This is a genomic window from Bacillus sp. CGMCC 1.16541 (assembly GCF_003184905.1).
Taxonomy (GTDB): domain Bacteria; phylum Bacillota; class Bacilli; order Bacillales; family Bacillaceae_H; genus Priestia.
Genome location: NZ_KZ821206.1, coordinates 190,492 through 214,592, shown reverse-complemented (window position 1 = coordinate 214,592; position 24,101 = coordinate 190,492). Strand labels below are relative to the sequence as shown.

General features: G+C 37.4%; 23 protein-coding genes. 20 read left to right on the top strand and 3 right to left on the bottom strand.

What is annotated here, in order from left to right; all coding sequences use genetic code 11:
- Positions 1–8 precede the first annotated feature (8 nt).
- Complete coding sequence (locus DIS06_RS01135; protein ID WP_110111405.1) at positions 9–2,330, top strand: DNA internalization-related competence protein ComEC/Rec2; 2,322 nt, start codon at positions 9–11, stop codon at positions 2,328–2,330.
- 176 nt (positions 2,331–2,506) lie between these two features.
- Here DIS06_RS01135 and DIS06_RS01130 read toward each other — a convergent pair whose 3' ends face one another.
- Positions 2,507–2,641: a YqzM family protein gene (locus tag DIS06_RS01130; RefSeq protein ID WP_110111404.1), complete on the bottom strand. Its 135-nt coding sequence runs from the start codon at positions 2,639–2,641 to the stop codon at positions 2,507–2,509.
- 445 nt (positions 2,642–3,086) lie between these two features.
- On the opposite strand from DIS06_RS01130, the gene holA reads away from it, so the two are divergent.
- On the top strand, positions 3,087–4,109 hold the full coding sequence (gene holA / locus DIS06_RS01125) for a DNA polymerase III subunit delta (protein ID WP_110111403.1): 1,023 nt from the start codon (positions 3,087–3,089) through the stop codon (positions 4,107–4,109).
- Positions 4,110–4,150: 41 nt separating this feature from the next.
- Here the strand turns inward: holA and rpsT are convergent, their stop codons facing one another.
- Positions 4,151–4,417, bottom strand: coding sequence for a 30S ribosomal protein S20 (gene rpsT, locus DIS06_RS01120; RefSeq protein WP_110111402.1), 267 nt, complete (start codon positions 4,415–4,417; stop codon positions 4,151–4,153).
- A 279-nt stretch (positions 4,418–4,696) separates the two neighbouring features.
- Between rpsT and gpr the strand changes: the two genes are divergently transcribed.
- The 12 genes from gpr to deoC all read left to right on the top strand — a co-directional run bounded on the left by gpr (position 4,697) and on the right by deoC (position 18,687).
- Positions 4,697–5,809, top strand: a complete 1,113-nt coding sequence (gpr, locus tag DIS06_RS01115; protein WP_110111401.1) for a GPR endopeptidase — start codon at positions 4,697–4,699, stop codon at positions 5,807–5,809.
- 240 nt (positions 5,810–6,049) lie between these two features.
- Positions 6,050–6,385, top strand: a complete 336-nt coding sequence (locus tag DIS06_RS01110) for a YqxA family protein (protein ID WP_110111400.1) — start codon at positions 6,050–6,052, stop codon at positions 6,383–6,385.
- A 159-nt stretch (positions 6,386–6,544) separates the two neighbouring features.
- Positions 6,545–8,371: a translation elongation factor 4 gene (gene lepA / locus DIS06_RS01105; RefSeq protein WP_110111399.1), complete on the top strand. Its 1,827-nt coding sequence runs from the start codon at positions 6,545–6,547 to the stop codon at positions 8,369–8,371.
- Between the two features lie 109 nt (positions 8,372–8,480).
- Positions 8,481–9,620 carry a radical SAM family heme chaperone HemW gene (hemW, locus tag DIS06_RS01100; protein ID WP_110111398.1) on the top strand — a complete coding sequence of 380 codons (1,140 nt, stop codon included), beginning with the start codon at positions 8,481–8,483 and terminating at the stop codon, positions 9,618–9,620.
- A gap of 84 nt (positions 9,621–9,704) precedes the next feature.
- The gene (gene hrcA, locus DIS06_RS01095) at positions 9,705–10,736 is read left to right on the top strand and encodes a heat-inducible transcriptional repressor HrcA (RefSeq protein ID WP_110111397.1); all 1,032 of its coding nucleotides are present in this window, start codon (positions 9,705–9,707) and stop codon (positions 10,734–10,736) included.
- Between the two features lie 78 nt (positions 10,737–10,814).
- Complete coding sequence (gene grpE, locus DIS06_RS01090; RefSeq protein WP_110111396.1) at positions 10,815–11,369, top strand: nucleotide exchange factor GrpE; 555 nt, start codon at positions 10,815–10,817, stop codon at positions 11,367–11,369.
- Positions 11,370–11,407: 38 nt separating this feature from the next.
- Entirely contained in the window at positions 11,408–13,240 is a 1,833-nt protein-coding gene (gene dnaK / locus DIS06_RS01085) for a molecular chaperone DnaK (RefSeq protein WP_110111395.1), read from the top strand.
- A gap of 240 nt (positions 13,241–13,480) precedes the next feature.
- Positions 13,481–14,602, top strand: coding sequence for a molecular chaperone DnaJ (gene dnaJ / locus DIS06_RS01080; RefSeq protein WP_110111394.1), 1,122 nt, complete (start codon positions 13,481–13,483; stop codon positions 14,600–14,602).
- Between the two features lie 47 nt (positions 14,603–14,649).
- Entirely contained in the window at positions 14,650–15,591 is a 942-nt protein-coding gene (gene prmA / locus DIS06_RS01075) for a 50S ribosomal protein L11 methyltransferase (RefSeq protein WP_110111393.1), read from the top strand.
- 153 nt (positions 15,592–15,744) lie between these two features.
- Positions 15,745–16,497, top strand: a complete 753-nt coding sequence (locus DIS06_RS01070) for a 16S rRNA (uracil(1498)-N(3))-methyltransferase (protein WP_110111392.1) — start codon at positions 15,745–15,747, stop codon at positions 16,495–16,497.
- 4 nt (positions 16,498–16,501) lie between these two features.
- The gene (mtaB, locus tag DIS06_RS01065; protein ID WP_110111391.1) at positions 16,502–17,854 is read left to right on the top strand and encodes a tRNA (N(6)-L-threonylcarbamoyladenosine(37)-C(2))-methylthiotransferase MtaB; all 1,353 of its coding nucleotides are present in this window, start codon (positions 16,502–16,504) and stop codon (positions 17,852–17,854) included.
- 161 nt (positions 17,855–18,015) lie between these two features.
- A complete protein-coding gene (gene deoC / locus DIS06_RS01060) occupies positions 18,016–18,687 on the top strand; it encodes a deoxyribose-phosphate aldolase (protein WP_110111390.1) in 672 nt (223 codons plus the stop codon).
- Between the two features lie 81 nt (positions 18,688–18,768).
- On the opposite strand, the gene DIS06_RS01055 is transcribed toward deoC, so the two are convergent.
- On the bottom strand, positions 18,769–19,704 hold the full coding sequence (locus DIS06_RS01055) for a Na/Pi symporter (RefSeq protein ID WP_110111389.1): 936 nt from the start codon (positions 19,702–19,704) through the stop codon (positions 18,769–18,771).
- A gap of 212 nt (positions 19,705–19,916) precedes the next feature.
- On the opposite strand from DIS06_RS01055, the gene rpsU reads away from it, so the two are divergent.
- The 6 genes from rpsU to yqfC all read left to right on the top strand — a co-directional run bounded on the left by rpsU (position 19,917) and on the right by yqfC (position 24,095).
- Positions 19,917–20,090: a 30S ribosomal protein S21 gene (gene rpsU / locus DIS06_RS01050; protein WP_015595024.1), complete on the top strand. Its 174-nt coding sequence runs from the start codon at positions 19,917–19,919 to the stop codon at positions 20,088–20,090.
- A gap of 14 nt (positions 20,091–20,104) precedes the next feature.
- Entirely contained in the window at positions 20,105–20,548 is a 444-nt protein-coding gene (locus tag DIS06_RS01045; protein WP_110111388.1) for a GatB/YqeY domain-containing protein, read from the top strand.
- A gap of 240 nt (positions 20,549–20,788) precedes the next feature.
- The gene (locus DIS06_RS01040) at positions 20,789–22,114 is read left to right on the top strand and encodes an NfeD family protein (protein ID WP_481746833.1); all 1,326 of its coding nucleotides are present in this window, start codon (positions 20,789–20,791) and stop codon (positions 22,112–22,114) included.
- An 89-nt stretch (positions 22,115–22,203) separates the two neighbouring features.
- Positions 22,204–23,190, top strand: coding sequence for a flotillin-like protein FloA (floA, locus tag DIS06_RS01035; RefSeq protein WP_110111387.1), 987 nt, complete (start codon positions 22,204–22,206; stop codon positions 23,188–23,190).
- A 32-nt stretch (positions 23,191–23,222) separates the two neighbouring features.
- Complete coding sequence (locus DIS06_RS01030; RefSeq protein WP_110111386.1) at positions 23,223–23,753, top strand: hypothetical protein; 531 nt, start codon at positions 23,223–23,225, stop codon at positions 23,751–23,753.
- A 60-nt stretch (positions 23,754–23,813) separates the two neighbouring features.
- Positions 23,814–24,095: a sporulation protein YqfC gene (gene yqfC / locus DIS06_RS01025; protein ID WP_110111385.1), complete on the top strand. Its 282-nt coding sequence runs from the start codon at positions 23,814–23,816 to the stop codon at positions 24,093–24,095.
- Positions 24,096–24,101 lie beyond the last annotated feature (6 nt).

The window sequence follows — 24,101 nt, the reverse complement described above, 5'->3', positions numbered from 1 at the left end:
ACTTCTTGATGAAACAAGGTGATACATTGACAAACAATTGGATCTATCTAGCTTTTAGCTGTGCGTTATCCATCTGGATATATGAAGGACAACACACATTGAGTTTTCTTCTATCACTCGCTTATTTAGCTTTTTTGTACGTGCGTTGCTCTAGGAAGATTTTATTTCTCTGTATCGGTGCTTTTCTTTTGTCTGGGCTCTATTATGACTATATGGATAGAACCAATGCAACAACCCTCTTTGACAACCAACGTGAATTTGAAGGTGTTATTTCATCCCCTCCTTCTATAAATGGAGACAGCCTCAGGTTTCAATTTTCTATCTTAGATGAACACGTCACAGCTATATATAAACTTTCAACTGAAGCAGAAAAGCAAGCAATGGCATCGCTAGAGGTTGGAATGTCTTGCTTGTTAAAAGGTGAATTAAAGGTTCCAGAAGCAGCACGAAATGTCAATGCATTTGATTATAAGCAATATTTATATTACCATCGCATTCATTGGGTGTTACACATATCAGACATGGAGCTATCAACATGTAAAAATAACTCAAAAACGGCACGTGAGCACCTCTTAACGTGGCGCCAAAAAGGAATTCAATATATTCACCATACGTTTGGTGAGCCGATAGCACCGTTTATGCAAGCGTTGCTATATGGAGAACGAAAAGAAATGAATGAGGACGTCACCAAAAGTTATCAGCAACTAGGTGTTATTCATCTATTAGCTATTTCTGGATTGCATGTTGGTTTTCTTGTTGCTGCTGTTTTTTATGCTTTAATTCGAGTGGGGTTAACGAGAGAGCATGCGACGATTCTTATCATCTGTTTGTTACCTATCTATGTTCTTTTGGCGGGGGCTGCACCTTCTGTTATACGTGCTGCATTGATGACGATGTTCATCCTTTTTTCTCTTCGTGTGAAAAGTAAGTTACGACCGCTTGATGCGTTAAGTCTTGCGTTTATCTTCATGCTTCTCATCAACCCCTACTATTTGTTTCAAGTCGGCTTTCAGCTATCTTTTACCGTTAGTTTCTTTCTCATTGTATCCAATCCGTTTATTATTCAAAAGAGAGAGATGGTTATTTCGCAGTTGTTTATTGTTTCTTTTATCGCTCAGATAGGTTCATTACCTCTTATTTTGTATCACTTTTATGAAGTCTCTTTGTTAAGCTTACCTCTCAATATGATGTTTGTACCTCTTTTTTCAATCCTCATTCTTCCTTTGTGTTTTTTAACGGTTATTTTCACCATTTGTCTCCCATCAATTGGGGGCATTATTGAGTGGATACTTCACGTTTTATTAATCATAAGCATGGAGTTGGCCTCTTTCTTTTCTTCAATTTCGACTTTTCAACTAATAGTAGGGAAGCTTTCTATATGGGGACTTCTTTGTCTGTATGCATCTAGTTGTTATTTGCTTTACAAGATGGAGAAGAAATCTAACGCAAAATCCTTTTTGGTAGCAATAGGCATCTTTTTACTCTGTGTTATCGTTCAAATGGTACTTCCTTATTTACATCCTTTCGGTAGAGTAACGATGATTGACGTTGGGCAAGGAGACAGTATTTTAATTGAACTTCCTTTTCGAAAATCTGTTTATTTAATTGATGCAGGTGGAACAGTCCCATTTGATAAGGAAGCTTGGAGAGAAAAGAAAAAATCTTTTGAAGTGGGAGAAGATGTCATCACCCCCTATTTGAAATCACGTGGAATTAACAAAATTGATAAATTCATTATTACGCACGGCGATTATGATCACGCAGGGGGAGCTTTTACATTATTAGACGAATTCACCATTGATGAACTGGTGATTGGAAAGAAAAAACAAATAGAAGGTGTAGAACAGGCAATAGTGAAAAAAGCAATAGAACGCAACATAGCCATAACAGTTGTCCAAGAAGGAGATAAGTGGGAGGTTGGAGGCTATAGGTTCCACGTAGTTGCTCCATATGGTAACGAATCCTCCAAAAATGATGGATCTGTCGTTCTTTTTACAAAGTTAGGAAGGTATACGTGGCTCTTTACAGGAGACTTAGAACAAGAAGGAGAAGAAAAATTAATAAAAGAGCACCCGATGATGAAAGTAGATGTTTTAAAGGTTGGTCATCATGGAAGTAAAAGCTCCACAACTGAACAATTTATTCAACATGTTAATCCGAAAATTTCGTTCATATCAGTAGGAAAAACAAATCGTTATCACCACCCTCATCCAGATGTACTACGTACCTTGAAAAATCATCACATCTTTATTTTTCGAACAGATCAAGATGGAATGGTGACGTATACATTTTCTTCAAATAATGGAACCTTTACAAAGACATTGCCATAATCTATAACTAGGCAACTGTACAAAAAAAGCTGTGTCAACATGTGCAAAAAGCACTTCGTTTGACACAGCCCGCTACACCTCTTGTTTCATTAAATAAGCAAGAAATGTAGCCTGCAAACGCTATCTTAGCTTTACAGACCTATGAGACAGTCTTTGACGTCATATCTATGTAGGTATTATAGAGCTAAAAAATGAATAACCGTTGCGATTGCAAATAACGTAGTGAAAAATCCAAAAGAAACAACAAACCCTACTGCAGAATCAACAGCATCGTTACGTTTACTTTGTACACTCTTTTCAAATTCGTTCACTGCTACCCCTCCTATTTCATACTTAAGTATAAGCGAAGTATGTAAAAAAATCCATATGATGTTAAGCGTTTTCTTCAATGACAGTAGTTGTCACAAATAGTTCAAATTGATAAAGAGATACTATAGTCAAGGTAAATTTATTCGCTAGGTAAGGACGTTCCTTTTAGTAGGAATTGTTTGTAATCGATGGATTTATCACTGACGAATAGGAATCCTAGGGCTTATTTCGTTAGTGTTTAACATAAATAGAGCATGTGACTCGACAAGCGGATAGCTCTCTTGTTGAGTCGCACTCCTTGAAACAGATTGTCGTCAACGTTCCATTTGTTATTTTATTCTTTATAAGACAGTCTCTTTTGTATTCCAAGTAAATCATGTAGGATTATGAGTATGAATAAAATGCAAGTGTAACTTGGTTATGCATAGAGAGTGGGGCGACAGACAATTGGAATTAAAAAGTTTACAGGAATTAAAAAAAGCAAAGATTGCACCTGTTTATTTAATATATGGGGTGAACTCTTTTTTAATAAAAGAAGCAAGAAAAGAAATTATTAATCAAACTTTAAGTGAAGAAGAAAAAAGCTTTAACTTATCTACTTATGATCTAGAGGAAACACCGATTGAACAAGTCATTGAAGATGCAGAAACTCTTCCTTTTTTTGGAGATAAACGTGTGGTTATTGCCCACAATGCCTCTTTTTTAACAGCTGACAAGCAAAAGTCAAAGGTAAAAGTTGAACATCATGTGGAAAAGTTACTTCAATACATAGAACATCCTTCTTCGTTTACTGTGCTCATTATCATTGCTCCTTATGAAAAGTTAGATGAGCGTAAAAAAATGACAAAGGTTCTTAAAAATCAAACATTATGTGTAATGGCAAATGAGTTTGGTGAAAAGGAAATGAGAGAATGGATTTGTGATTATGCATCTTCAAACTCTGTTACAATTGATGAGGAAGCTGTTACGTTGTTACTTCAGCTAGTTGGATTAAACCTTACACTGATCACGAATGAGTTAGATAAGTTGATGTTATACAGTGGAGAGGGTGGACATCTTACACAAGACGTGGTGCTTCTTCTTGTTGCAAAAACGCTCGAACAAAACGTCTTTACTCTAGTAGAGGCTGTGATAAAAGGAAAGGTTTCAGAGGCATTGAGTATGTATCAAGATTTATTAAGAAACAATGAAGAGCCAATTAAGATCTTATCTATCTTAGCATCTCAATTTCGCCTTATTTATCATGCGAAGCAACTTTCAAGTCAAGGATACGGACAGCAGCAAATTGCCCAAACACTAAAAGTCCATCCGTTTAGAGTAAAACTAGCCGTTCAACAAAGCCGAGCATTTTCAGAGGAGCGATTGCGCTCTATTTTAAAAGACATTGCTCAAGCTGATTATGATATGAAAACAGGAAAAATGGACAAGTCACTCATTTTAGAGTTGTTTTTCTTAAAACAAGCACATTAAAAAAGCGATCCTATCTTTTGTAGGATCGCTTTTTTAACACATTATGCAGATAGACCGTTTAATTTTTTCGCTAAGCGAGATTTTTGACGGTTTGCAGCATTTTTGTGGATAAGCCCTTTTTGAGCAGCCTTGTCTAATTTTTTAGAAGCAACAGCGTATGCAGCTTTTGCGTTATCTAAATCATTGTTTGCTACTAATGCTTCAAAGTTTTTCACTGCAGTACGCATAGCAGATTTAACTTGAATATTTTGAGCACGGCGAGCTTCAGTTGTTTTAACACGTTTGATCGCTGATTTAATATTTGGCATTCATTTCACCTCCCGAAATTAACAATCGAGATTATATAGAACTCGACATTTCATTACAATAAGAACACAAGATATTCTATCAAACCAAAAGACAGAATGCAATAGCATTTTATCTCAATGACGATTGCTATTCCTATGATTATGAGTAAATAAATAATTCTCTTCGTAAAAGGGGGGGTTAGGAATGAAAAGTTGTGATGATGTAGAAACAACTAGTGAATGAAGACGGCTTTTTCAGGTCAAAATAAGTCTATTCTTTTTGACTGGGAGGAATAGGCTGTGAATGAAAAATTAGACTTAAGTATGTATAGTGTCAGAACGGATTTAGCTGTAGAAGCTCGACAAATGGCTGTTGAAGAACGTGAGAAAGCCAAAAATACGTCCGAAATAGAAGGCGTCATTATTAAAGAAAGAGAAGTAGATGGGGTAAAAGTGTCAGCGGTTGAAATTACTCCTGAAGGAGCAAAGAGTCTTGGAAAGAAAACGGGTAGGTACTTAACACTTGAATCGATAGGGATTCGTGAACAAGATACAGAGCTTCAGCAAAAGATGGAAGAAGTATTTGCAAGAGAACTCTCTTATTTTATTAAGAGCCTTAATATACCAGACGATGCAAGTTGTTTAGTTGTAGGTCTAGGAAACCGTCATGTGACACCCGATGCGCTAGGTCCTCTTGCGATTGAAAACTTATTAATTACAAGACACTTATTTGAGTTAGAACCTGAAAGTGTCCAAGATGGATTTCGGCCAGTAAGTGGCCTTGTTCCTGGAGTAATGGGTGTGACCGGGATTGAAACAAGTGACATTATCCTAGGTGTTGTACAAAAGACAAAACCAGATTTTCTGATTGCGATTGATTCACTTGCTGCCCGTAGCATTGAACGTGTAAATGCTACGATTCAAATTTCTGATACAGGTATTCACCCAGGGTCAGGTGTAGGAAATAAGCGAAAAGAGTTGAGTCAAGATACACTAGGAATCCCTGTTATTGCAATTGGTATCCCGACAGTTGTAGATGCTGTATCGATTACGAGTGACACCATTGACTTTATCTTAAAACACTTTGGGAGAGAAATGAATGAGGGAGGACGACCATCGAGGTCGCTTGTACCATCTGGGATGACATTTGGTGAACGAAAAGTGTTAACAGATGAGGATTTGCCAGCAGAGGAGCATCGCCAAACGTATTTGGGGATGATTGGGACTCTTCCTGATGAAGAAAAGCGCCGTTTAATTCATGAAGTGTTAGCACCGCTTGGTCACAATTTAATGGTGACGCCTAAAGAAGTAGATTTATTTATTGAAGATATGGCCAACGTTGTCGCAAGTGGGTTAAATGCAGCTTTGCACCATGAAGTTGATCAAGAGAACTATGGTTCTTACACACATTAATTACTGTTCTTCCTTTGAGAGCTTGTACATATAATAAATGTGTACAAGCTTTTTTGTAACGAAAATAGCAAGACCGACAGAGCTAGAGTGCCATGCGTGGTAAGAAAAAAGAAATGAGAGGGTTACGCTAATAGCTGAAGTACATAGTAAAAGTGATGAATAAACGAAAAAAGCTGAATGCCTAAGTTGATAAAAAGCAATAATGGTAAGTAGTAGAATAGCAGAAGGAGTTTAAAAAGAATGAAATTCATGATGCAGTGCTTTTTACTTACGACGATTTTGTTGTTTGGTGTTTTACTTGGGATGCAAACTGCACAACAAGGACTTGTTAAAATGAAGGGGTATGAAGAGGAGAATATGTCAGGCGCTTTTACTATCTCTAAAACAAAAGAGGGTGAAGTAGAAGCATCTGTTTTAGGTACAACTAGAGTGGTGGACTTACAAGAAAAACAAAAAGTCCTTGAAGAACGAAAAATTTTCAATTTATTTTCTTCTCTTGGTAAACAACTAGCGACAACGGTGCAATCCACCATTGAAAAAGCAGTAGAAGCTATACACAACGTGTTATCAAAGTAGTTTGCAAAGGATAAATGGAAAAGTTGAGAGGTGAAGGGAAAGGTGTTGTCGACCCTTTTGAACACCTCTCAACTTTTTCTGCGTATTGAATGTTGCGTAACGTATTGTTATAATTTAATCTAGTGAAGTTTGTCGAGTTTTGGTAGGAGTGAAAAGACGATGGATAGAGAAGCGAAATTAAAACGTCAATCGAAAATACGTAACTTTTCGATTATTGCACATATAGATCACGGGAAGTCTACACTAGCAGACCGTATCTTAGAAAAAACAAATGCGTTAACACAGCGTGAAATGAAAGAGCAGCTTTTAGACTCTATGGATTTAGAACGTGAACGTGGGATTACAATTAAGTTGAACGCAGTACAGCTTACGTACAAGGCGAAAGATGGAGAAGAATATATTTTTCATCTAATTGACACACCTGGGCATGTCGACTTTACATACGAGGTATCACGTAGCTTAGCGGCATGTGAAGGAGCTATTCTTGTTGTAGATGCAGCGCAAGGGATTGAAGCACAAACACTGGCTAATGTGTATTTAGCGCTAGACAATGACCTTGAAATCTTACCCGTTATTAACAAAATTGATCTTCCAAGTGCGGAGCCTGAACGTGTTCGTCAAGAAGTTGAGGATGTTATTGGTTTAGATGCATCAGAAGCGGTATTAGCTTCTGCAAAAGCAGGTATTGGAATTGAAGACATTTTAGAGCAAATTGTTGAAAAGGTTCCAGCGCCACCAGGAGATCCTGATGCGCCTTTACAAGCCCTTATTTTTGATTCCCTATACGATGCATATCGAGGTGTTATTGCATCCATCCGTATTGTAGAAGGGTCGGTAAAAGTTGGCGATAAAATCAAGATGATGGCGACAGGTAAAGAATTTGAAGTGACTGAGATTGGTGTCTTAACACCAAAAGCTGTACCAAGACAAGAACTAACAGTTGGAGATGTAGGATATTTAACTGCTGCAATTAAAAATGTTGGGGACACACGCGTGGGTGATACGATTACTCATGCAAAAGGTGGAGCGACTGAACCATTACCAGGTTACCGTCGTTTAAACCCAATGGTATATTGTGGTTTATATCCAATTGATACAGCTAAATATAATGATTTACGTGATGCTCTTGAAAAATTAGAGTTAAATGATTCTGCTTTGCAATTTGAGCCAGAGACTTCGCAAGCATTAGGATTCGGTTTCCGCTGTGGATTCTTAGGGTTATTGCACATGGAAATTATTCAAGAACGTATTGAACGTGAATTTAAAATTGACCTTATCACAACAGCACCAAGTGTTATTTACGAAGTGTATTTAACAGATGAGAGCAAATTAACAGTGGATAACCCAGCAAACATGCCAGATCCACAAACAATTGAGCGTGTAGAAGAGCCGTTTGTAAAAGCGACAATGATGCTTCCAAATGATTATGTAGGAGCAGTTATGGAGCTTTGTCAGAAAAAACGTGGCGTCTTTGTTGATATGCAATATTTAGATGAAAATCGAGTAAGCATCGTTTATGAAATTCCACTTTCTGAGATTGTTTACGATTTCTTTGACCAATTAAAATCAAATACGAAAGGTTACGCTTCTTTCGACTATGAGCTAATTGGTTATCGTCCATCTAAACTTGTGAAAATGGATATTTTATTAAATGCTGAAAAAGTTGATGCTTTGTCCTTTATCGTTCACCGTGATGCTGCTTATGAGCGTGGGAAAGTCATTGTTGAAAAGTTAAAAGAATTAATTCCGCGCCAACAGTTTGAAGTGCCTATTCAAGCTGCAATCGGTCAAAAAATTGTGGCTCGTTCCACAATCAAAGCAATTCGTAAAAACGTATTAGCAAAATGTTATGGTGGAGATATTTCACGTAAACGAAAACTTCTTGAGAAACAAAAAGAAGGTAAGAAGCGTATGAAACAAGTAGGTTCAGTCGAAGTACCACAAGAAGCATTTATGGCTGTTCTGAAAATGGATGATGATAAGTAATCGTCTTGTTTTAAAATAGATATAAGCTCTGATATGATAAAAATACCGCAGATTGACTCTGCGGTATTTTTATCATTTACTATCAAGCATAATTTGAGGTGGAAATAAAGTGGTACAAGCAGCATACTTGCATATACCGTTTTGTCATCATATATGTCATTACTGTGACTTTAATAAAGTCTTTTTTGAAAATCAACCAGTCGTTCCTTATTTAGAAAGTATGAAAGAAGAGATGAAAAACACAGTAGAGGCTTATCCGACAAAAGGATTAAATACAATTTTTGTAGGTGGTGGTACACCTACAGCTTTAGATGAAAACCAATTGCACTATTTCTTAGATGCGATTCGAACATATCTACCTTTAGAAAAAGAAGGAGAGTTTACATTTGAAGCAAACCCAAATGAGCTCACAGAACAAAAGTTGAAAATTCTCAAAGAATACGGTGTGAACCGATTGAGTATTGGTGTACAAACTTTTAACGATGATTTGCTACAAAACATCGGTCGTGTTCATACAAAGAATCAAGCATTTCAAGCAATCGAAACTGCAAGAGAGATAGGGTTTAATAACATTAGTGTTGATTTAATGTATAGTTTACCTCATCAAACAGTTGAAGATTTCAAGAAAACATTAGACATTGCTTTTTCGCTAGATGTTGAGCATATGTCGGCTTATTCGCTTATTATTGAACCAAAGACAGTCTTTTATAATTTGATGAAAAAAGGGAAATTGCATGTTCCGACACAGGAAGCGGAAGCGACCATGTATGATTTACTTATGATAGAGATGGAGCGCCATGGCTTCCATCAGTATGAAATTAGCAACTTTGCCAAAAATGGATATGAGAGTAAGCATAATTTAACTTACTGGGATAATTCGGAGTATTACGGAATCGGTGCTGGAGCTCATAGCTATGTAAATGGTGTTCGACGAGCAAACAGTGGACCATTAAAAAAATACATGTCGTTGATTGAAGAAACAGGTTTTCCGTATTTAGAAGAAAATAAAGTGTCAAAAGAAGAGATGATGGAAGAAGAAATGTTTCTAGGTTTGCGCAAAACAGCAGGGGTGTCAAAAGAGATTTTTAAAGAAAAATACGGAGTAGAACTTTCAACGGTTTTTGCTGAACCGATTCGAGAGTATAAAGAGAAAAAGTTACTTCAAGAACAGGATGATTCTTTATTCCTCACAAGAAACGGACGTTTTTTAGGTAATGAAGTGTTTCAGGCATTTATTGGTGTAATCTAAACGTTGACATCACACAGTCGTTTTGGTAATTTATTATTAGATTTAGCACTCGTTATAAAAGAGTGCTAACAGAGGTGATGAAATGTGCTTACTGATCGACAACTGCTTATTTTGCAAGTGATAGTAGATGACTTCATTCGATCTGCACAGCCTGTAGGCTCTAGAACTTTGTCTAAAAAACCTGATATTAATTTTAGTTCAGCTACAATTCGTAATGAAATGTCTGATTTAGAAGAGTTAGGTTTTATTGAAAAAACACATAGTTCATCAGGTCGAGTCCCTTCAGAAAGAGGATATCGTTATTATGTTGATCATTTGCTAACGCCATCTCTTTTAGAAAATAAGGATGCTAAGCAAATTAAGTCTTTGTTTGCAGAAAAAATTGTGGAGCTTGAGCAAGTCGTGCAAAAATCCGCACAAATTTTATCTGATTTAACAAGCTTAACGTCTATTGTATTAGGTCCACAAGTAATCAATCATAAGTTAAAACAATTGCAAATTCTACCACTTTCTCCTGGTTCTGCCGTTGCGATTATTGTAACGGACACGGGGTATGTAGAGAGTAAAACCATTACGTTACCAACGTCAATGAATGCATCTGATGTCGAAAAAATGGTGAATATCTTAAATGACAAGCTCGTTGGGGTATCAATTGTTGATTTACAAGACAAGATGTATAAAGAAGTTGCTAAATTGTTAAAAGCTCATATTGAAAACTATGAACAAGCAATGGCTCTCTTGAGTGGGGCATTAAAGTTGAGAACCGATGAGAAAATCTTTATCGGTGGTAAAACGAATATGTTCAGTCAGCCAGAGTTTCATGATGTTGATAAGATGCGCGCTTTACTGACAATGATTGAACAAGAACAGCAAGTCTATCAAATGCTACGAACAAACAAAGCAGGTATTCATGTTAAAATTGGACGAGAAAATGAAGTAAGTGCGATGGAAAATTGTAGTTTAATTACAGCTACGTATTCATTAGGACAAGAACAATTAGGGACAATTTCAATACTTGGTCCAACACGGATGGAGTATTCACGTGTCATTAGCTTATTGCATGTTCTTTCTTCTGATATGTCGAAAGCATTGACGAGATTATATAATCAGTATTAAGGTTGATAGGTCGGATGAAGAATGAATGAGTTCATCCGATCTACCTATGTGATGTATTCTTTAAGGGAGGTGAGTTCATTGTCGAGCGAAAAGCAAGTAGAAGATGTGGTTGAAGAAGTTGAAAGTGTAGAAGAGGAAACAGAGACAGTTGAGGAAGAAACTCAAGAAACTGTAGATAATCCACTTCAACAACAAGTTGATGAATTAAAGCAACAGCTTGAAGAACAAGAGAATCGCTACTTACGTCTCCAAGCTGATTTCGATAACTTCCGTCGTCGTGTGCGTTTAGATACAGAAGCTGCTGAAAAGTATCGTGCACAAAGCTTAGTAACGGATATTTTACCAGCACTTGATAATTTTGAACGTGCTTTACAAGTTGAAGCAAACGATCAAACAAAAGCTGTTTTACAAGGAATGGAAATGGTCCACCGTCAATTAGTGGAAGCTCTTCAAAAAGAAGGAGTAGAAGCGATTAAGGCTGTAGGCCAAACATTTGATCCTTATGAACATCAAGCGGTGATGCAAGTAGAAGATGAGTCACATGAGTCAAATACTGTAGTCGAAGAATTCCAAAAAGGTTACAAGTTAAAGGATAAAGTGATTCGTCCATCAATGGTAAAAGTTAATCAATAATAAAGAAACTACATAAATTATTTAGGAGGTAGTAGTCAATGAGTAAGATCATCGGTATCGACTTAGGTACAACTAACTCATGTGTTGCTGTTTTAGAAGGCGGCGAACCAAAAGTTATTCCAAATCCAGAAGGAAATCGTACAACACCATCTGTTGTTGCGTTTAAAAATGGAGAGCGTCAAGTAGGGGAAGTAGCGAAGCGTCAAGCAATTACAAACCCTAATACAATTATCTCTATTAAACGTCATATGGGTACAGATTATAAAGTTGAGGTAGAAGGAAAAGATTATACACCTCAAGAACTTTCAGCTATTATTCTTCAAAACTTAAAAGCATCTGCAGAAGCTTACTTAGGTGAGGAAGTAACAAAAGCAGTTATTACGGTTCCTGCTTATTTTAATGATGCAGAGCGCCAAGCAACAAAGGATGCAGGTCGCATTGCAGGTCTTGAAGTAGAGCGTATCATTAACGAACCTACGGCAGCAGCGCTTGCTTACGGTTTAGATAAAACGGAAGAAGATCAAACAATTCTTGTATATGATCTTGGTGGCGGTACGTTTGACGTATCAATCTTAGAACTAGGTGATGGCGTATTTGAAGTTCGCGCTACAGCTGGTGACAACAGACTTGGTGGAGACGACTTTGACCAAGTGATCATTGATTATTTAGTTGCTGAGTTCAAAAAAGAAAATGGCATCGACTTATCAAAAGACAAAATGGCTCTTCAACGTTTAAAAGATGCAGCTGAAAAAGCGAAAAAAGATTTATCAGGTGTAACATCAACACAAATCTCTTTACCATTCATCACGGCTGGTGAAGCAGGACCTCTTCATTTAGAAGTATCATTATCACGCGCTAAATTTGAAGAGCTGTCTTCAACTCTTGTTGAGCGCACAATGGCACCTGTACGTCAAGCGTTAAAAGATGCGGGTATGTCAGCAAGTGAACTTGATAAAGTTATTTTAGTTGGTGGTTCAACACGTATCCCAGCGGTACAAGAAGCGATTAAAAAAGAAACGAACCAAGAGCCTCATAAAGGTGTAAATCCTGATGAAGTAGTTGCACTTGGTGCAGCAATTCAAGGTGGAGTATTAACAGGTGATGTAAAAGACGTTGTTTTACTTGACGTAACACCACTTTCACTTGGTATTGAAACAATGGGTGGCGTATTTACGAAGTTAATTGAGCGTAATACAACAATCCCAACAAGTAAATCTCAAGTATTCTCAACAGCTGCAGATAATCAAACAGCGGTTGATATTCATGTTCTACAAGGTGAGCGTCCAATGGCATCTGATAACAAAACTTTAGGTCGCTTCCAATTAACAGATATCCCACCAGCTCCACGTGGTGTACCACAAGTTGAAGTATCATTTGATATCGACAAAAATGGTATCGTAAATGTACGTGCAAAAGATCTTGGTACAAATAAAGAGCAAGCTATTACAATTAAATCTTCTACAGGTTTATCGGATGACGAAATTGACCGCATGGTAAAAGAAGCGGAAGAAAATGCTGATGCAGATAAACAACGTAAAGAAGAAGTAGAACTTCGCAATGAAGCTGATCAATTAGTGTTTACAACTGAGAAAACATTAAAAGATCTAGAAGGAAAAGTAGATGAAGCTGAAGTTGCAAAAGCGAATGAAGCAAAAGATGCTTTAAAAGCGGCAATTGAAAAGAACGACCTTGAAGAAATGAAAGCGAAAAAAGATGCGCTTCAAGAAATCGTACAACAGTTATCTGTGAAGCTTTATGAGCAAGCACAACAAGCGGCTCAAGCAGCACAAGGTGGCGAAGAAGGTCAAACAAAGCAAGATGATAATGTCGTAGACGCTGAGTTTGAAGAAGTAAACGACGATAAAAAATAATAAGAACGACAAAATGATGAGAGTGTGAGTATGCTCGATGTATAAAGTTCATTTTGGCGCTAGCTAGGATTGATAAAAAAGTCAAAGCCATTTTACCTTGGCTTTGGCTTTTTATCATCATGTTGAAAAAATAGGATGATCATAAGAAGGTGAAGAAGTAGTTGTAACTTTTATGTTGCGATGAAAAGATTAATAGTGATACAATAACCTTTATGTGAAACGATTCGGGAGTGAGTATTGATGAGTAAGCGGGATTACTATGAAGTACTCGGTTTGGGCAAAAACGCCGGGAAAGATGAGATCAAAAAAGCCTATCGCAAACTTTCAAAAAAATATCATCCAGATATTAATAAAGATGCGGATGCACCAGAGAAGTTTAAAGAAATTAAAGAAGCATATGAAGTATTAAGTGATGATCAAAAACGTGCTCATTACGATCAGTTTGGTCACACAGATCCAAATCAAGGATTTGGTGGAGGCTCTGACTTTGGTGGAGGCTTCGGTTTTGAAGATATTTTCAGCTCTATTTTTGGTGGTGGAGGCCGTCGAAGAGACCCTAATGCGCCAAGGCAAGGTGCTGACCTTCAATACACAATGAGTCTTTCTTTTGAAGAAGCTGTATTTGGAAAAGATACAACGATTGAAATTCCACGTGAAGAAACATGTGATACATGTAACGGAAGTGGAGCAAAACCTGGTACAAAAGTGAATACATGTTCACACTGTCAAGGTTCTGGTCAATTAAATGTCGAACAAAATACACCATTTGGACGTATTGTAAACCGTCGAGTGTGTCATTACTGTAATGGAACAGGTAAACAAATTACCGAAAAATGTAACACGTGTCATGGTGCTGGAAAGGTGACAAAAACGAAAAAGATTAGCGTGAAAATTCCAGCAGGTGTTGATGATGGTCAACAGTTACGCGTATCCGGTCAAGGTGAACCAGGTGTAAACGGAGGACCTGCGGGAGATTTATATGTTGTATTCCATGTAAGAGGTCATGAGTTCTTCGAACGTGATGGTGATGACATTTATTGTGAAATGCCACTTACGTTTGCACAAGCAACGCTAGGAGATGAAGTTGAAATCCCAACATTGCATGGGAAAGTAAAGTTGAAGATTCCGGCTGGTACGCAAACAGGAACAAAATTCCGCTTAAAAGGAAAAGGTGTTCCAAATGTACGTGGATATGGCCAAGGTGATCAACATGTTATTGTGAAGATTGTCACACCAACAAAACTATCCGAAAAACAAAAGCAACTTTTACGTGAATTTGCAGAGCTTAGTGGTCAAGGAACACCAGATGAGCAGCATGACTCCATCTTTGCAAAAGTAAAACGTGCTTTTAAAGGTGAGTAAACAAAAAATCATAACGATGCATACAGAAAGGAATGGAGTTGGTAGAGATGAAGTGGTCTGAAATTTGTATTCATACGACACAAGAAGCAATTGAACCAATCTCACATATTTTACATGAAGCAGGAGCTAGTGGTGTTGTGATTGAGGATCCGGAAGATTTAGTGAAGGACAGAGATACAAAGTTCGGCGAAATCTACCAACTCGATTCAAACGATTATCCTGAAGAAGGCGTTATTATCAAAGCATATGTACCAGTGAATAGCTTTTTAGGTGAAACCGTTGAGGGGATTAAAGAAGCGATTAATGGGTTACTTGTTTATGACTTTGATTTAGGAGCCAACAAAGTCACGATTAGTGAAGTCAATGAAGAGGAATGGGCAACAGCTTGGAAGAAATATTATCACCCTGTTAAGATTTCTGAACGCTTCACAATTGTTCCGACGTGGGAGACGTATGAACCAGTGAGTACGGATGAGTTAATTATTGAGTTGGACCCTGGAATGGCGTTTGGTACAGGAACTCATCCAACGACTGTCATGTCTTTGCAAGGGCTAGAACGTACAGTTAAACCTGGTGACACAGTTATAGATGTTGGAACTGGATCAGGTGTATTAAGTATCGGTGCAGGCTTATTAGGAGCTAAACATGTACAAGCGCTTGATTTAGATGAAGTAGCAGTTGCATCTGCACGTTTAAATATTAAGTTAAACAAAGTTCACGATGTAGTAACAGTGTCACAAAACAACTTGCTAGATAACGTTGAGGGTCCTGTTGATGTAGTCGTAGCTAACATTTTAGCTGAAGTGATTGTGCGCTTTGTTGATGATGTAGCACGTGTATTAAAGCCAAAGGGTGTATTTATTACGTCTGGTATTATTAGTGCTAAAAAGGATGAGGTAAAAGAGGCGCTAATCAAAGCAGGTTTTATTATTAAAGAAGTGACAGTTATGGAAGACTGGGTAGCTATTATTGCTCAAAAAGGTGAGTAACTTTTAACGTTTAAACGACATGAGAGTATAGGCTTTGGGTAAGTTTATCATTAGAGAGCTTTGTGAGGTGTGTTAAGTGGGGGTTTTGCTACTACACTTAACACATCTTATGTATTTCATGCAGGTTTACTTTACGATAGAGAAGGTGCAAAGATGCAACGCTATTTTCTAAAAAATAGTCAATTCCAACAGGAGCATGTCACAATTTCAGGAGACGATGCTCATCATATTGTCCGAGTGATGCGGATGTCTGAAGGTGATCAAGTCATTTGTTGCAACGAAAAAGGCGAATCATCCCTTTGTGAAATTCAAAATATTTCCGGTAACGAAGTTCAATTGTCTATTGTAGAATGGTTAAGTGAACAAAAGGAACTACCTATTGCTGTAACGATTGTGAACGGTCTGCCTAAAGGGGATAAATTAGAGCTCATTATTCAAAAGGGAACGGAATTGGGTGCTACAATGTTTGTCCCTTTTATTGCGGCTCGTTCGATTGTGAAATGGGACGACAAAAAAGGCAAAAAAAAGTTAGAGCGCTGGAATAAGATTTCAAAAGAAGCAGCCGAGCAATCTCATCGGACCGTTGTTCCACAAGTCCAAGATCCTGTTAGTTTGCAACAATTAATTCAGCTCAGTCGTTCATACGATTACAAAGTGGTAGCGTATGAAGAAGAAGCAAAAGCAGGAGAAACCACCAATCTCCATGCTACTCTCGCAAAAATGAACAAAGGAGAATCTCTCCTTGTTGTTATTGGACCAGAGGGTGGTTTAACAGAAAAAGAAGTAGTAGCGTTACAAGAAAATGATTTTATCTTATGTGGGTTTGGCCCCCGTATTTTACGAGCAGAAACAGCGCCGATGTACGTATTGGCAGCTGTTTCATATCAAACTGAAATGATGAGGTGATCTTATGCCAACAGTTGCTTTTCATACATTAGGCTGTAAAGTAAACCATTATGAAACAGAGGCGATTTGGCAGCTTTTTAAAGCTGAAGGCTACGATCGTGTAGACTTTGAAAAAACATCCGATGTGTATGTGATTAATACATGTACGGTGACAAATACAGGTGATAAAAAAAGTCGACAAGTGATTCGACGTGCAGTACGAAAAAACCCAGATGCGGTTATTTGTGTAACTGGTTGTTATGCTCAAACATCTCCAGCAGAAATTATGGCTATTCCTGGAGTAGACATTGTTGTTGGAACACAAGATCGTGTGAAAATGCTTGAATATATTGAGCAATATAAAACAGAGCGTCAACCAATTAATGGTGTAGGTAATATTATGAAGTCTCGTGTATATGAGGAATTAGACGTACCTGCGTTTACAGATCGTACGCGAGCTTCTCTTAAGATTCAAGAAGGCTGTAACAACTTCTGTACGTTCTGTATTATTCCATGGGCACGTGGATTAATGCGTTCGCGTGATCCGAAAGAGGTAGTTGTACAAGCTCAAAAATTAGTTGATGCTGGGTATAAAGAGATTGTTCTTACAGGTATTCATACAGGTGGATACGGTGAAGATATGAAAGATTATAACTTAGCTCAACTTCTACGTGATCTTGAAGAAAAAGTGGTCGGGTTAAAGCGTGTACGTATTTCTTCTATTGAAGCAAGTCAAATTACAGATGAAGTTATTGAAGTGTTAGACAAATCTAAAATTGTTGTTCGTCACTTACACATTCCGCTTCAATCAGGTTCTAATACCGTATTAAAGCGTATGCGCCGTAAATATACCATGGAATTTTTCGGTGAGCGATTAGATCGTTTGCGTGAAGCTCTTCCAGGCTTAGCGATTACGTCTGACGTTATTGTTGGTTTCCCAGGTGAAACAGAAGAGGAATTTATGGAAACGTACAACTTTATTAAAAAACATAAATTCTCTGAATTACACGTATTCCCGTATTCAAAACGTACAGGAACACCGGCAGCAAGAATGACAGATCAAATCGATGAAGAAGTAAAAAATGAACGTGTGCATCGTCTAATTGCTCTATCAGATCAATTAGCTAAAGAGTACGCTTCACAATTTGATGGAGAAGTACTTGAAGTGATTCCAGAAGAAGTATACAAAGAAGACCCAACAAGTGGTTTCTATATTGGTTATACAGACAATTACTTGAAAGTGAAATTTCAAGCAACAGAAGAAATGGTAGGAAAGCTTGTAAAAGTAAAGATTACAAAAGCAGGTTATCCATACAATGAAGGTGAATTTGTTCGAGTAATGGACGATGTTCCGGTTCCTGAAAGACTAAGTTCATAATTAAAAATGCTCGGTATGTATTTGAACATACCGAGCATTTTTATTAGATACAATTGACAAACTAACAATGTCGAAGGGTAAATTTTTCTCGTCATTTTTATTGTTTAGTGATATGATGAGAGAAGTACGGACAACTTGTGAAAATTGAAAGGAGAAACATAATGACACAGCATATTGCAAAAATGATTGACCATACAGCTTTAAAAGCAGATACAACAAAAGAGCAAATCGTACAGCTTTGTAAAGAAGCTAAAGAATACAATTTCGCTTCTGTGTGTGTAAATCCCACGTGGATTGAACTAGCTGCAGAATTATTAAAAGGTACAGATGTAAAAGTATGTACAGTTATCGGTTTCCCACTAGGTGCAAATACACCAGAAGTAAAAGCATTCGAAACAAAAGATGCTATTGAAAAGGGTGCAACAGAGGTTGATATGGTGATCAACATTGGAGCATTAAAAGATAACAATGACGAATTAGTAGAGCGTGACATCCGCGCTGTTGTTGAGGCAGCAAAAGGGAAAGCGTTAACAAAAGTTATTTTTGAAACATGTTTATTAACAGAAGAAGAAAAAGTAAGAGCTTGTGAGTTGTCAGTAAAAGCAGGCGCAGACTATGTGAAAACATCAACAGGTTTCTCAACAGGTGGGGCAACAGTTGAAGATATCGCACTTATGCGTAAAACTGTAGGTCCGGATATTGGAGTAAAAGCATCTGGTGGAGTGCGTAATGCTGAGCAAGCTCAAGCTGTTATTGACGCTGGAGCTACAAGAATTGGGGCAAGTGCAGGGATTGCAATTGTTAATGGCTTAACTGCAGACTCTGATTATTAATTGTTCAACTTATAAATGTTTTAGTCATAAAAAAGGTTTATGGAAAAAGTTCTTTTTCCATAAACCTTTTTCTTTATTTCTTTATCGAACCATTTCACCCCCGTGTACTTTAATAATAAATTTGGCTAATAAACTTGTGAGTGGCAGTGCTAAAAGAGAGCAAACGATGTTAAAAATTAAGCTGACGTGTGCAAGTTGTGCATCAGGAAATTGAGTGAGTTTAGTAGCAATCGTGCTGAATGCTTGTATAAATGGGAAAAAGAAGAGAACGCCAAATACATTTAACCACGCATGGGCGAATGCAGTTAATTTGCCTTCACGGCTTGAACCAATACTAGCAAGAAGAGCAGTAATGCATGTACCAATGTTTGCACCAAAGAGAATAGCAATACCAGCTGGAAGAGACAAAATGTTTTCATTTAAGAAGCTCATAATAATTCCGGTGGTAGCTGTGCTTGATTGGATGATGGCGGTGATAAAGGTCCCAATCCATAGTCCTAATAGTTCGCTTGTATTTGCTTGTTGAATAACACCTTCAATCGAAGGTAATTGCGAAAGGGGAACAGCTAAATGCTCAAATCCATTCATAGAGACGAAGATACACCCTAATCCAAATAGCATTGCACCCAGACATGAAATAAACACATTCGAAAATAGAAGTAAGATAGCACCTATCACTAACATAGGCACTACAAATTGATCGATAGGAAACGTAATGAGTTCAGTTGTAATTGTTGTACCAATATTTGTACCTAAAATAATACCAATCGATTGTCTAAATGTTAAATAACCTGTGGCAACGAGCCCGACAGTTAAGACCATAACAGCCGAACTGCTTTGTAAAATCGCCGTTACAAACGTTCCGATTAACATGCCTTGTAAAGGGTTTTTTGTCATTTGCATTAACCATTGTTTCATTTTATGTTTTGACACGTTGTATAAACCGGTACGTAGCACGGTCATTCCGAATATGAAAATGGCAATATAGACAGCAAAAAATGAAAGTACTTGAAGCATCCTTTTCACCTCTTCTTTTCATTTTTATAGACAAGTTATGTTAGATATGACTGAATCGCAAAATAAAGTAAAGAGCAATAAAATGGTTGAGTGTATTTGTTTTGTGAAAGCAGTTGACCTTGAGAGAGCATTATATTATAATTGCAAAAGACATGTCTTTGACATGTTATTGATTATGATGTAGTTGTTTTGTTCGGAGGGAGGGAATTAGAATGTCAAAAACAGTTGTTCGTAAAAACGAATCGCTTGAAGATGCTCTTCGTCGCTTCAAACGTACAGTATCTAAATCTGGTACTATTCAAGAAGCAAGAAAGCGCGAATTCTATGAAAAGCCTAGCGTAAAGCGTAAGAAAAAATCTGAAGCTGCTAGAAAACGCAAGTTCTAAAAGAGGGTGTATTTATGAGTCTTCTCGAGCGTTTAAACAACGATATGAAGCAAGCGATGAAAAACAAAGAAAAAGAGAAACTTACTGTGATTCGCATGGTAAAGGCATCTCTTCAAAATGAAGCTATTAAATTAGGTACTGACCTAACTGAAGCAGACGAGTTGACGGTTATTTCTCGCGAATTAAAACAACGTAAAGACTCCCTCCATGAATTTGAGAAAGCAGGTCGTCAAGATCTTGTTGATAAAATTCATTCTGAACTAGCTATCTTAGAAGCTTATGCGCCTAAGCAGCTAACTGAAGAAGAGTTAACAAACATTATTAATGAAACCATTGAAGAAGTGCAAGCTTCCTCTAAAGCAGATATGGGAAAAGTAATGGGAGCTCTTATGCCTAAAGTAAAAGGTAAAGCAGACGGTGCTCTTGTTAACAAGCTCGTTCTTCAACAATTAGCATAAAAAAACACCTTACATTTGTAAGGTGTTTTTTTATTTGAGATAGTCTGGAATAATATGTATATGGGAGAGTTTTAATTTCTAAAAGTACCTTGTGAGAACGACTATATCGTCTACCTATCGATGACTCAGTCAAATCATCTAGATTATTTACATAAACTTTTTAAAAAAATTGAAACTATTTGTGATGGAGGTCGTATATATAGTGACAATGATTTACAAGCTGAAGGAAGGAGGGAAAACGTGACGATTAAACGAGGCATATGGATTATTTCATTTGTAATGGCTTTTATTTTGCTTCTTCCTTTTCATTCAATATCCGCAGAAAAGCAAACGGTATACGTTATACCTGTAGAAGAAACAGTTGAAAAAGGATTGCTTGCATTTATTAATCGAAGCATTACGGAAGCAGAAGAGCAAGGGGCAGATCTTATTGTGCTAGATATTAATACCCCAGGTGGAGCTGTAGATGCTGCTTCGGAAATTGGGAAGCAATTAACATCGACCGAATTACCCGTTATTGCATTTGTAAATAAAAATGCATTATCAGCCGGTGCTTATATTGCCTTAAATGCAGATGAGATTTATATGACCCCTGGCTCAGCGATGGGCTCTGCAGCTGTCATTGACCAAGAAGGGAATGCAGCTGATCAAAAAGCACAATCGTATTGGTTGTCTGCCATGAAAAGTGCTGCTGAACAAAGTGGGAGAAATCCTGAATATGCATTAGCAATGGCTGATAAAGATATTGACTTACCAGATTTAGGAGCTGGAAAAGGAAAGTTGTTAACCTTAACGCCAGAGCAAGCATTACGTGTAAAGTACTCAGAAGGTACAGTTGCTAACTTAGATGAGTTATTACAACAAGTTGGTTATGCGAATGCCGAAGTCAAGACAATGGAAGTAACATTTGCTGAAAAGCTTGCTCGCTTTCTTACACATCCTGTTGTGGTACCAATTTTGCTTTCTATTGGAAGTTTAGGTCTCATTATTGAACTTTACACGCCTACCTTTGGATTGGCGGGCTCAATGGGAGTGGGGGCATTGCTGCTTTTCTTTTACGGACACCTTGTAGCTGGATTAGCGGGGATGGAGTCTATTATTTTGTTTTCTATAGGCATTTTGCTTGTTATTTTAGAGTTATTTGTCGCAGGAGGCATTCTTGGGATTATTGGATTAGGTGCAATTGTAGCAAGCTTCTTTATGGCAACAGATAACTACATGTTGATGGGGATTTCTTTGTTAATCGCGATTGTAGTTGCAATCGGAGGTGCGTTTGTAATGATGAAGTTTTTTGGCAAACGGTTATCAGCATTTAAAAAGATTGTCTTAAAGGATTCTATGAATACAGAATCAGGATATGTGTCAAATCATAATCGTAAAGAGTTACTAGGAAAAGAAGGTTTAACGATTACGCCGCTACGTCCTTCAGGAACTGTTTTAGTTGATGAAGAGTATATCGATGTTGTAACAGAAGGTAGTTATTTACCTAAAGATGTAAAAGTGAAAGTAGTAAAGGTAGAAGGGTCAAGAGTTGTGGTCAGAAAATTAACTGATCTAAAAAAATAAGGCAATATCTATAGGTGTTTACGTAACAACGTAACGTGTAAGGTGTTATGATTAAACTTTGTAAAACAATTAAAGGAGGAATAAGAAGAATGGAACCAGGTACATTATTGTTCTTTTTAGCAATTGGTTTAGGTGTGATTTTATTAGCTGTTTTCTTTACATTTGTCCCAGTCATGCTGTGGATTTCTGCATTAGCAGCAGGGGTGCGAATTAGTATCTTTACATTGGTTGGAATGAGATTACGACGAGTGATTCCGTCTCGTGTTGTAAATCCGTTGATTAAAGCAAGTAAAGCAGGATTAGATGTAAATATTAATCAGTTAGAGAGCCATTACTTAGCAGGTGGTAACGTCGACCGTGTCGTAAATGCGTTAATTGCAGCCCATCGTGCAAATATTGATTTAAGTTTTGAACGTTGTGCAGCAATCGATTTAGCAGGCCGTGATGTATTAGAAGCGGTACAAATGAGTGTTAATCCAAAAGTGATTGAAACGCCGTTTATTGCTGGTGTCGCGATGGATGGAATTGAAGTCAAAGCAAAAGCTCGTATTACCGTTCGTGCCAATATTGATCGTTTAGTCGGTGGTGCAGGTGAGGATACAGTTGTAGCACGTGTAGGGGAAGGGATTGTTAGTACAATCGGTTCGTCTATTGATCATAAAAAGGTATTAGAAAATCCAGACTTAATTTCTCAAACTGTTTTAGGAAAGGGACTAGATTCAGGGACTGCTTTTGAAATCTTGTCAATCGATATTGCCGACATTGATATTGGGAAAAATATTGGTGCTGAACTACAAACAGATCAAGCAGAGGCAGATAAAAACATTGCTCAAGCAAAAGCGGAAGAAAGAAGAGCGATGGCTGTTGCACAAGAACAAGAGATGCGTGCCAAAGTTGAAGAAATGCGTGCCAAAGTTGTGGAGGCAGAAGCGCAAGTACCACTCGCAATGGCAGAAGCGTTACGCTCAGGAAACATTGGCGTCATGGATTATATGAACATTAAAAACATCGATGCTGATACAGAAATGCGCGATTCAATTGGTAAATTAACAAACGACCAAGACGAAGAGAAGTAAAAAATGGTTAATTCAAAGGAGGAAGACTCCTGATGAACATAATTGAGTATGTAATCAATTTTTTATTGAGCAACATGTTTATTGTAGTGATTATTGGTGGGCTAATCTTAAATGTGTATCAGCGCTTTGTTGAACAATCAAAAGAAAGAAACAAAGCACCAGAACGACCTCGTGAGCAAAAAGACAACAAAGCACCACAACGTCCATTTCAACAACCGAACATTGATAGTCCTAAAAGAACAATGGCGGAAAAAGTTGAAGAACAAAAGCGCCAAATGGAAACACGTATAGACGACGTGAAAGGACAGAAAAATGTTCAAGAGTTACAAGAGAAGTTAGCAAGTTTAAAAGCAAAAGCCGCGCAAGCAAAAGCACGAAAAGAAGCGGTTGAACAAACAAGTTCTCAAAATATGGCTACTCGTACAATGGTGAATTCACCAAAGCGTACAAGTCGAAAAAACGTTGGTAGATTATCTATAAATGGAAAAAAAGCAGTAGAAGGTGTGATATGGTCAGAGATCCTTGGCCCACCAAAGTCGAAACGACAAATTTATAAAAGATAAATAGATGTGATACAATAACCCCCTTTCTCATAAATATGAGATGAAAGGGGGTTCTTTTTTATGGGCAAAACATGGAAAAACATGAAGCGATGGATTACAAATCATATGGAACTACCCGCTGATGTCTTAACAGATCTTCCTCGAATTACAATGGTTGGTCAAATTCATATATATATTGAAAACCACAAAGGGCTTCTTGCCTTTTCTGATACAGAAATACGAGTATTACTGAAACAAGGGCAGATGCTCGTTAAAGGAGAGGGTCTTGTGATTAAAGTTATTCTTCCAGAAGAACTAGTATTAGAAGGCAAAATTAACGAAGTGACGTATTTAGAACAGTAAAATCAA

What these genes read in the sequence shown, in the direction of transcription:
- deoC (WP_110111390.1), top strand. Translation starts at nt 18,016, where the DNA reads ATGACACAGCATATTGCAAAAATGATTGACCATACAGCTTTAAAAGCA.
- DIS06_RS01070 (WP_110111392.1), top strand. Translation starts at nt 15,745, where the DNA reads ATGCAACGCTATTTTCTAAAAAATAGTCAATTCCAACAGGAGCATGTC.
- mtaB (WP_110111391.1), top strand. Translation starts at nt 16,502, where the DNA reads ATGCCAACAGTTGCTTTTCATACATTAGGCTGTAAAGTAAACCATTAT.
- dnaJ (WP_110111394.1), top strand. Translation starts at nt 13,481, where the DNA reads ATGAGTAAGCGGGATTACTATGAAGTACTCGGTTTGGGCAAAAACGCC.
- floA (WP_110111387.1), top strand. Translation starts at nt 22,204, where the DNA reads ATGGAACCAGGTACATTATTGTTCTTTTTAGCAATTGGTTTAGGTGTG.
- DIS06_RS01055 (WP_110111389.1), bottom strand. Translation starts at nt 19,704, where the DNA reads ATGCTTCAAGTACTTTCATTTTTTGCTGTCTATATTGCCATTTTCATA.
- yqfC (WP_110111385.1), top strand. Translation starts at nt 23,814, where the DNA reads ATGGGCAAAACATGGAAAAACATGAAGCGATGGATTACAAATCATATG.
- prmA (WP_110111393.1), top strand. Translation starts at nt 14,650, where the DNA reads ATGAAGTGGTCTGAAATTTGTATTCATACGACACAAGAAGCAATTGAA.
- DIS06_RS01135 (WP_110111405.1), top strand. Translation starts at nt 9, where the DNA reads ATGAAACAAGGTGATACATTGACAAACAATTGGATCTATCTAGCTTTT.
- rpsT (WP_110111402.1), bottom strand. Translation starts at nt 4,417, where the DNA reads ATGCCAAATATTAAATCAGCGATCAAACGTGTTAAAACAACTGAAGCT.
- rpsU (WP_015595024.1), top strand. Translation starts at nt 19,917, where the DNA reads ATGTCAAAAACAGTTGTTCGTAAAAACGAATCGCTTGAAGATGCTCTT.
- DIS06_RS01030 (WP_110111386.1), top strand. Translation starts at nt 23,223, where the DNA reads ATGAACATAATTGAGTATGTAATCAATTTTTTATTGAGCAACATGTTT.
- DIS06_RS01110 (WP_110111400.1), top strand. Translation starts at nt 6,050, where the DNA reads ATGAAATTCATGATGCAGTGCTTTTTACTTACGACGATTTTGTTGTTT.
- dnaK (WP_110111395.1), top strand. Translation starts at nt 11,408, where the DNA reads ATGAGTAAGATCATCGGTATCGACTTAGGTACAACTAACTCATGTGTT.
- DIS06_RS01045 (WP_110111388.1), top strand. Translation starts at nt 20,105, where the DNA reads ATGAGTCTTCTCGAGCGTTTAAACAACGATATGAAGCAAGCGATGAAA.
- lepA (WP_110111399.1), top strand. Translation starts at nt 6,545, where the DNA reads ATGGATAGAGAAGCGAAATTAAAACGTCAATCGAAAATACGTAACTTT.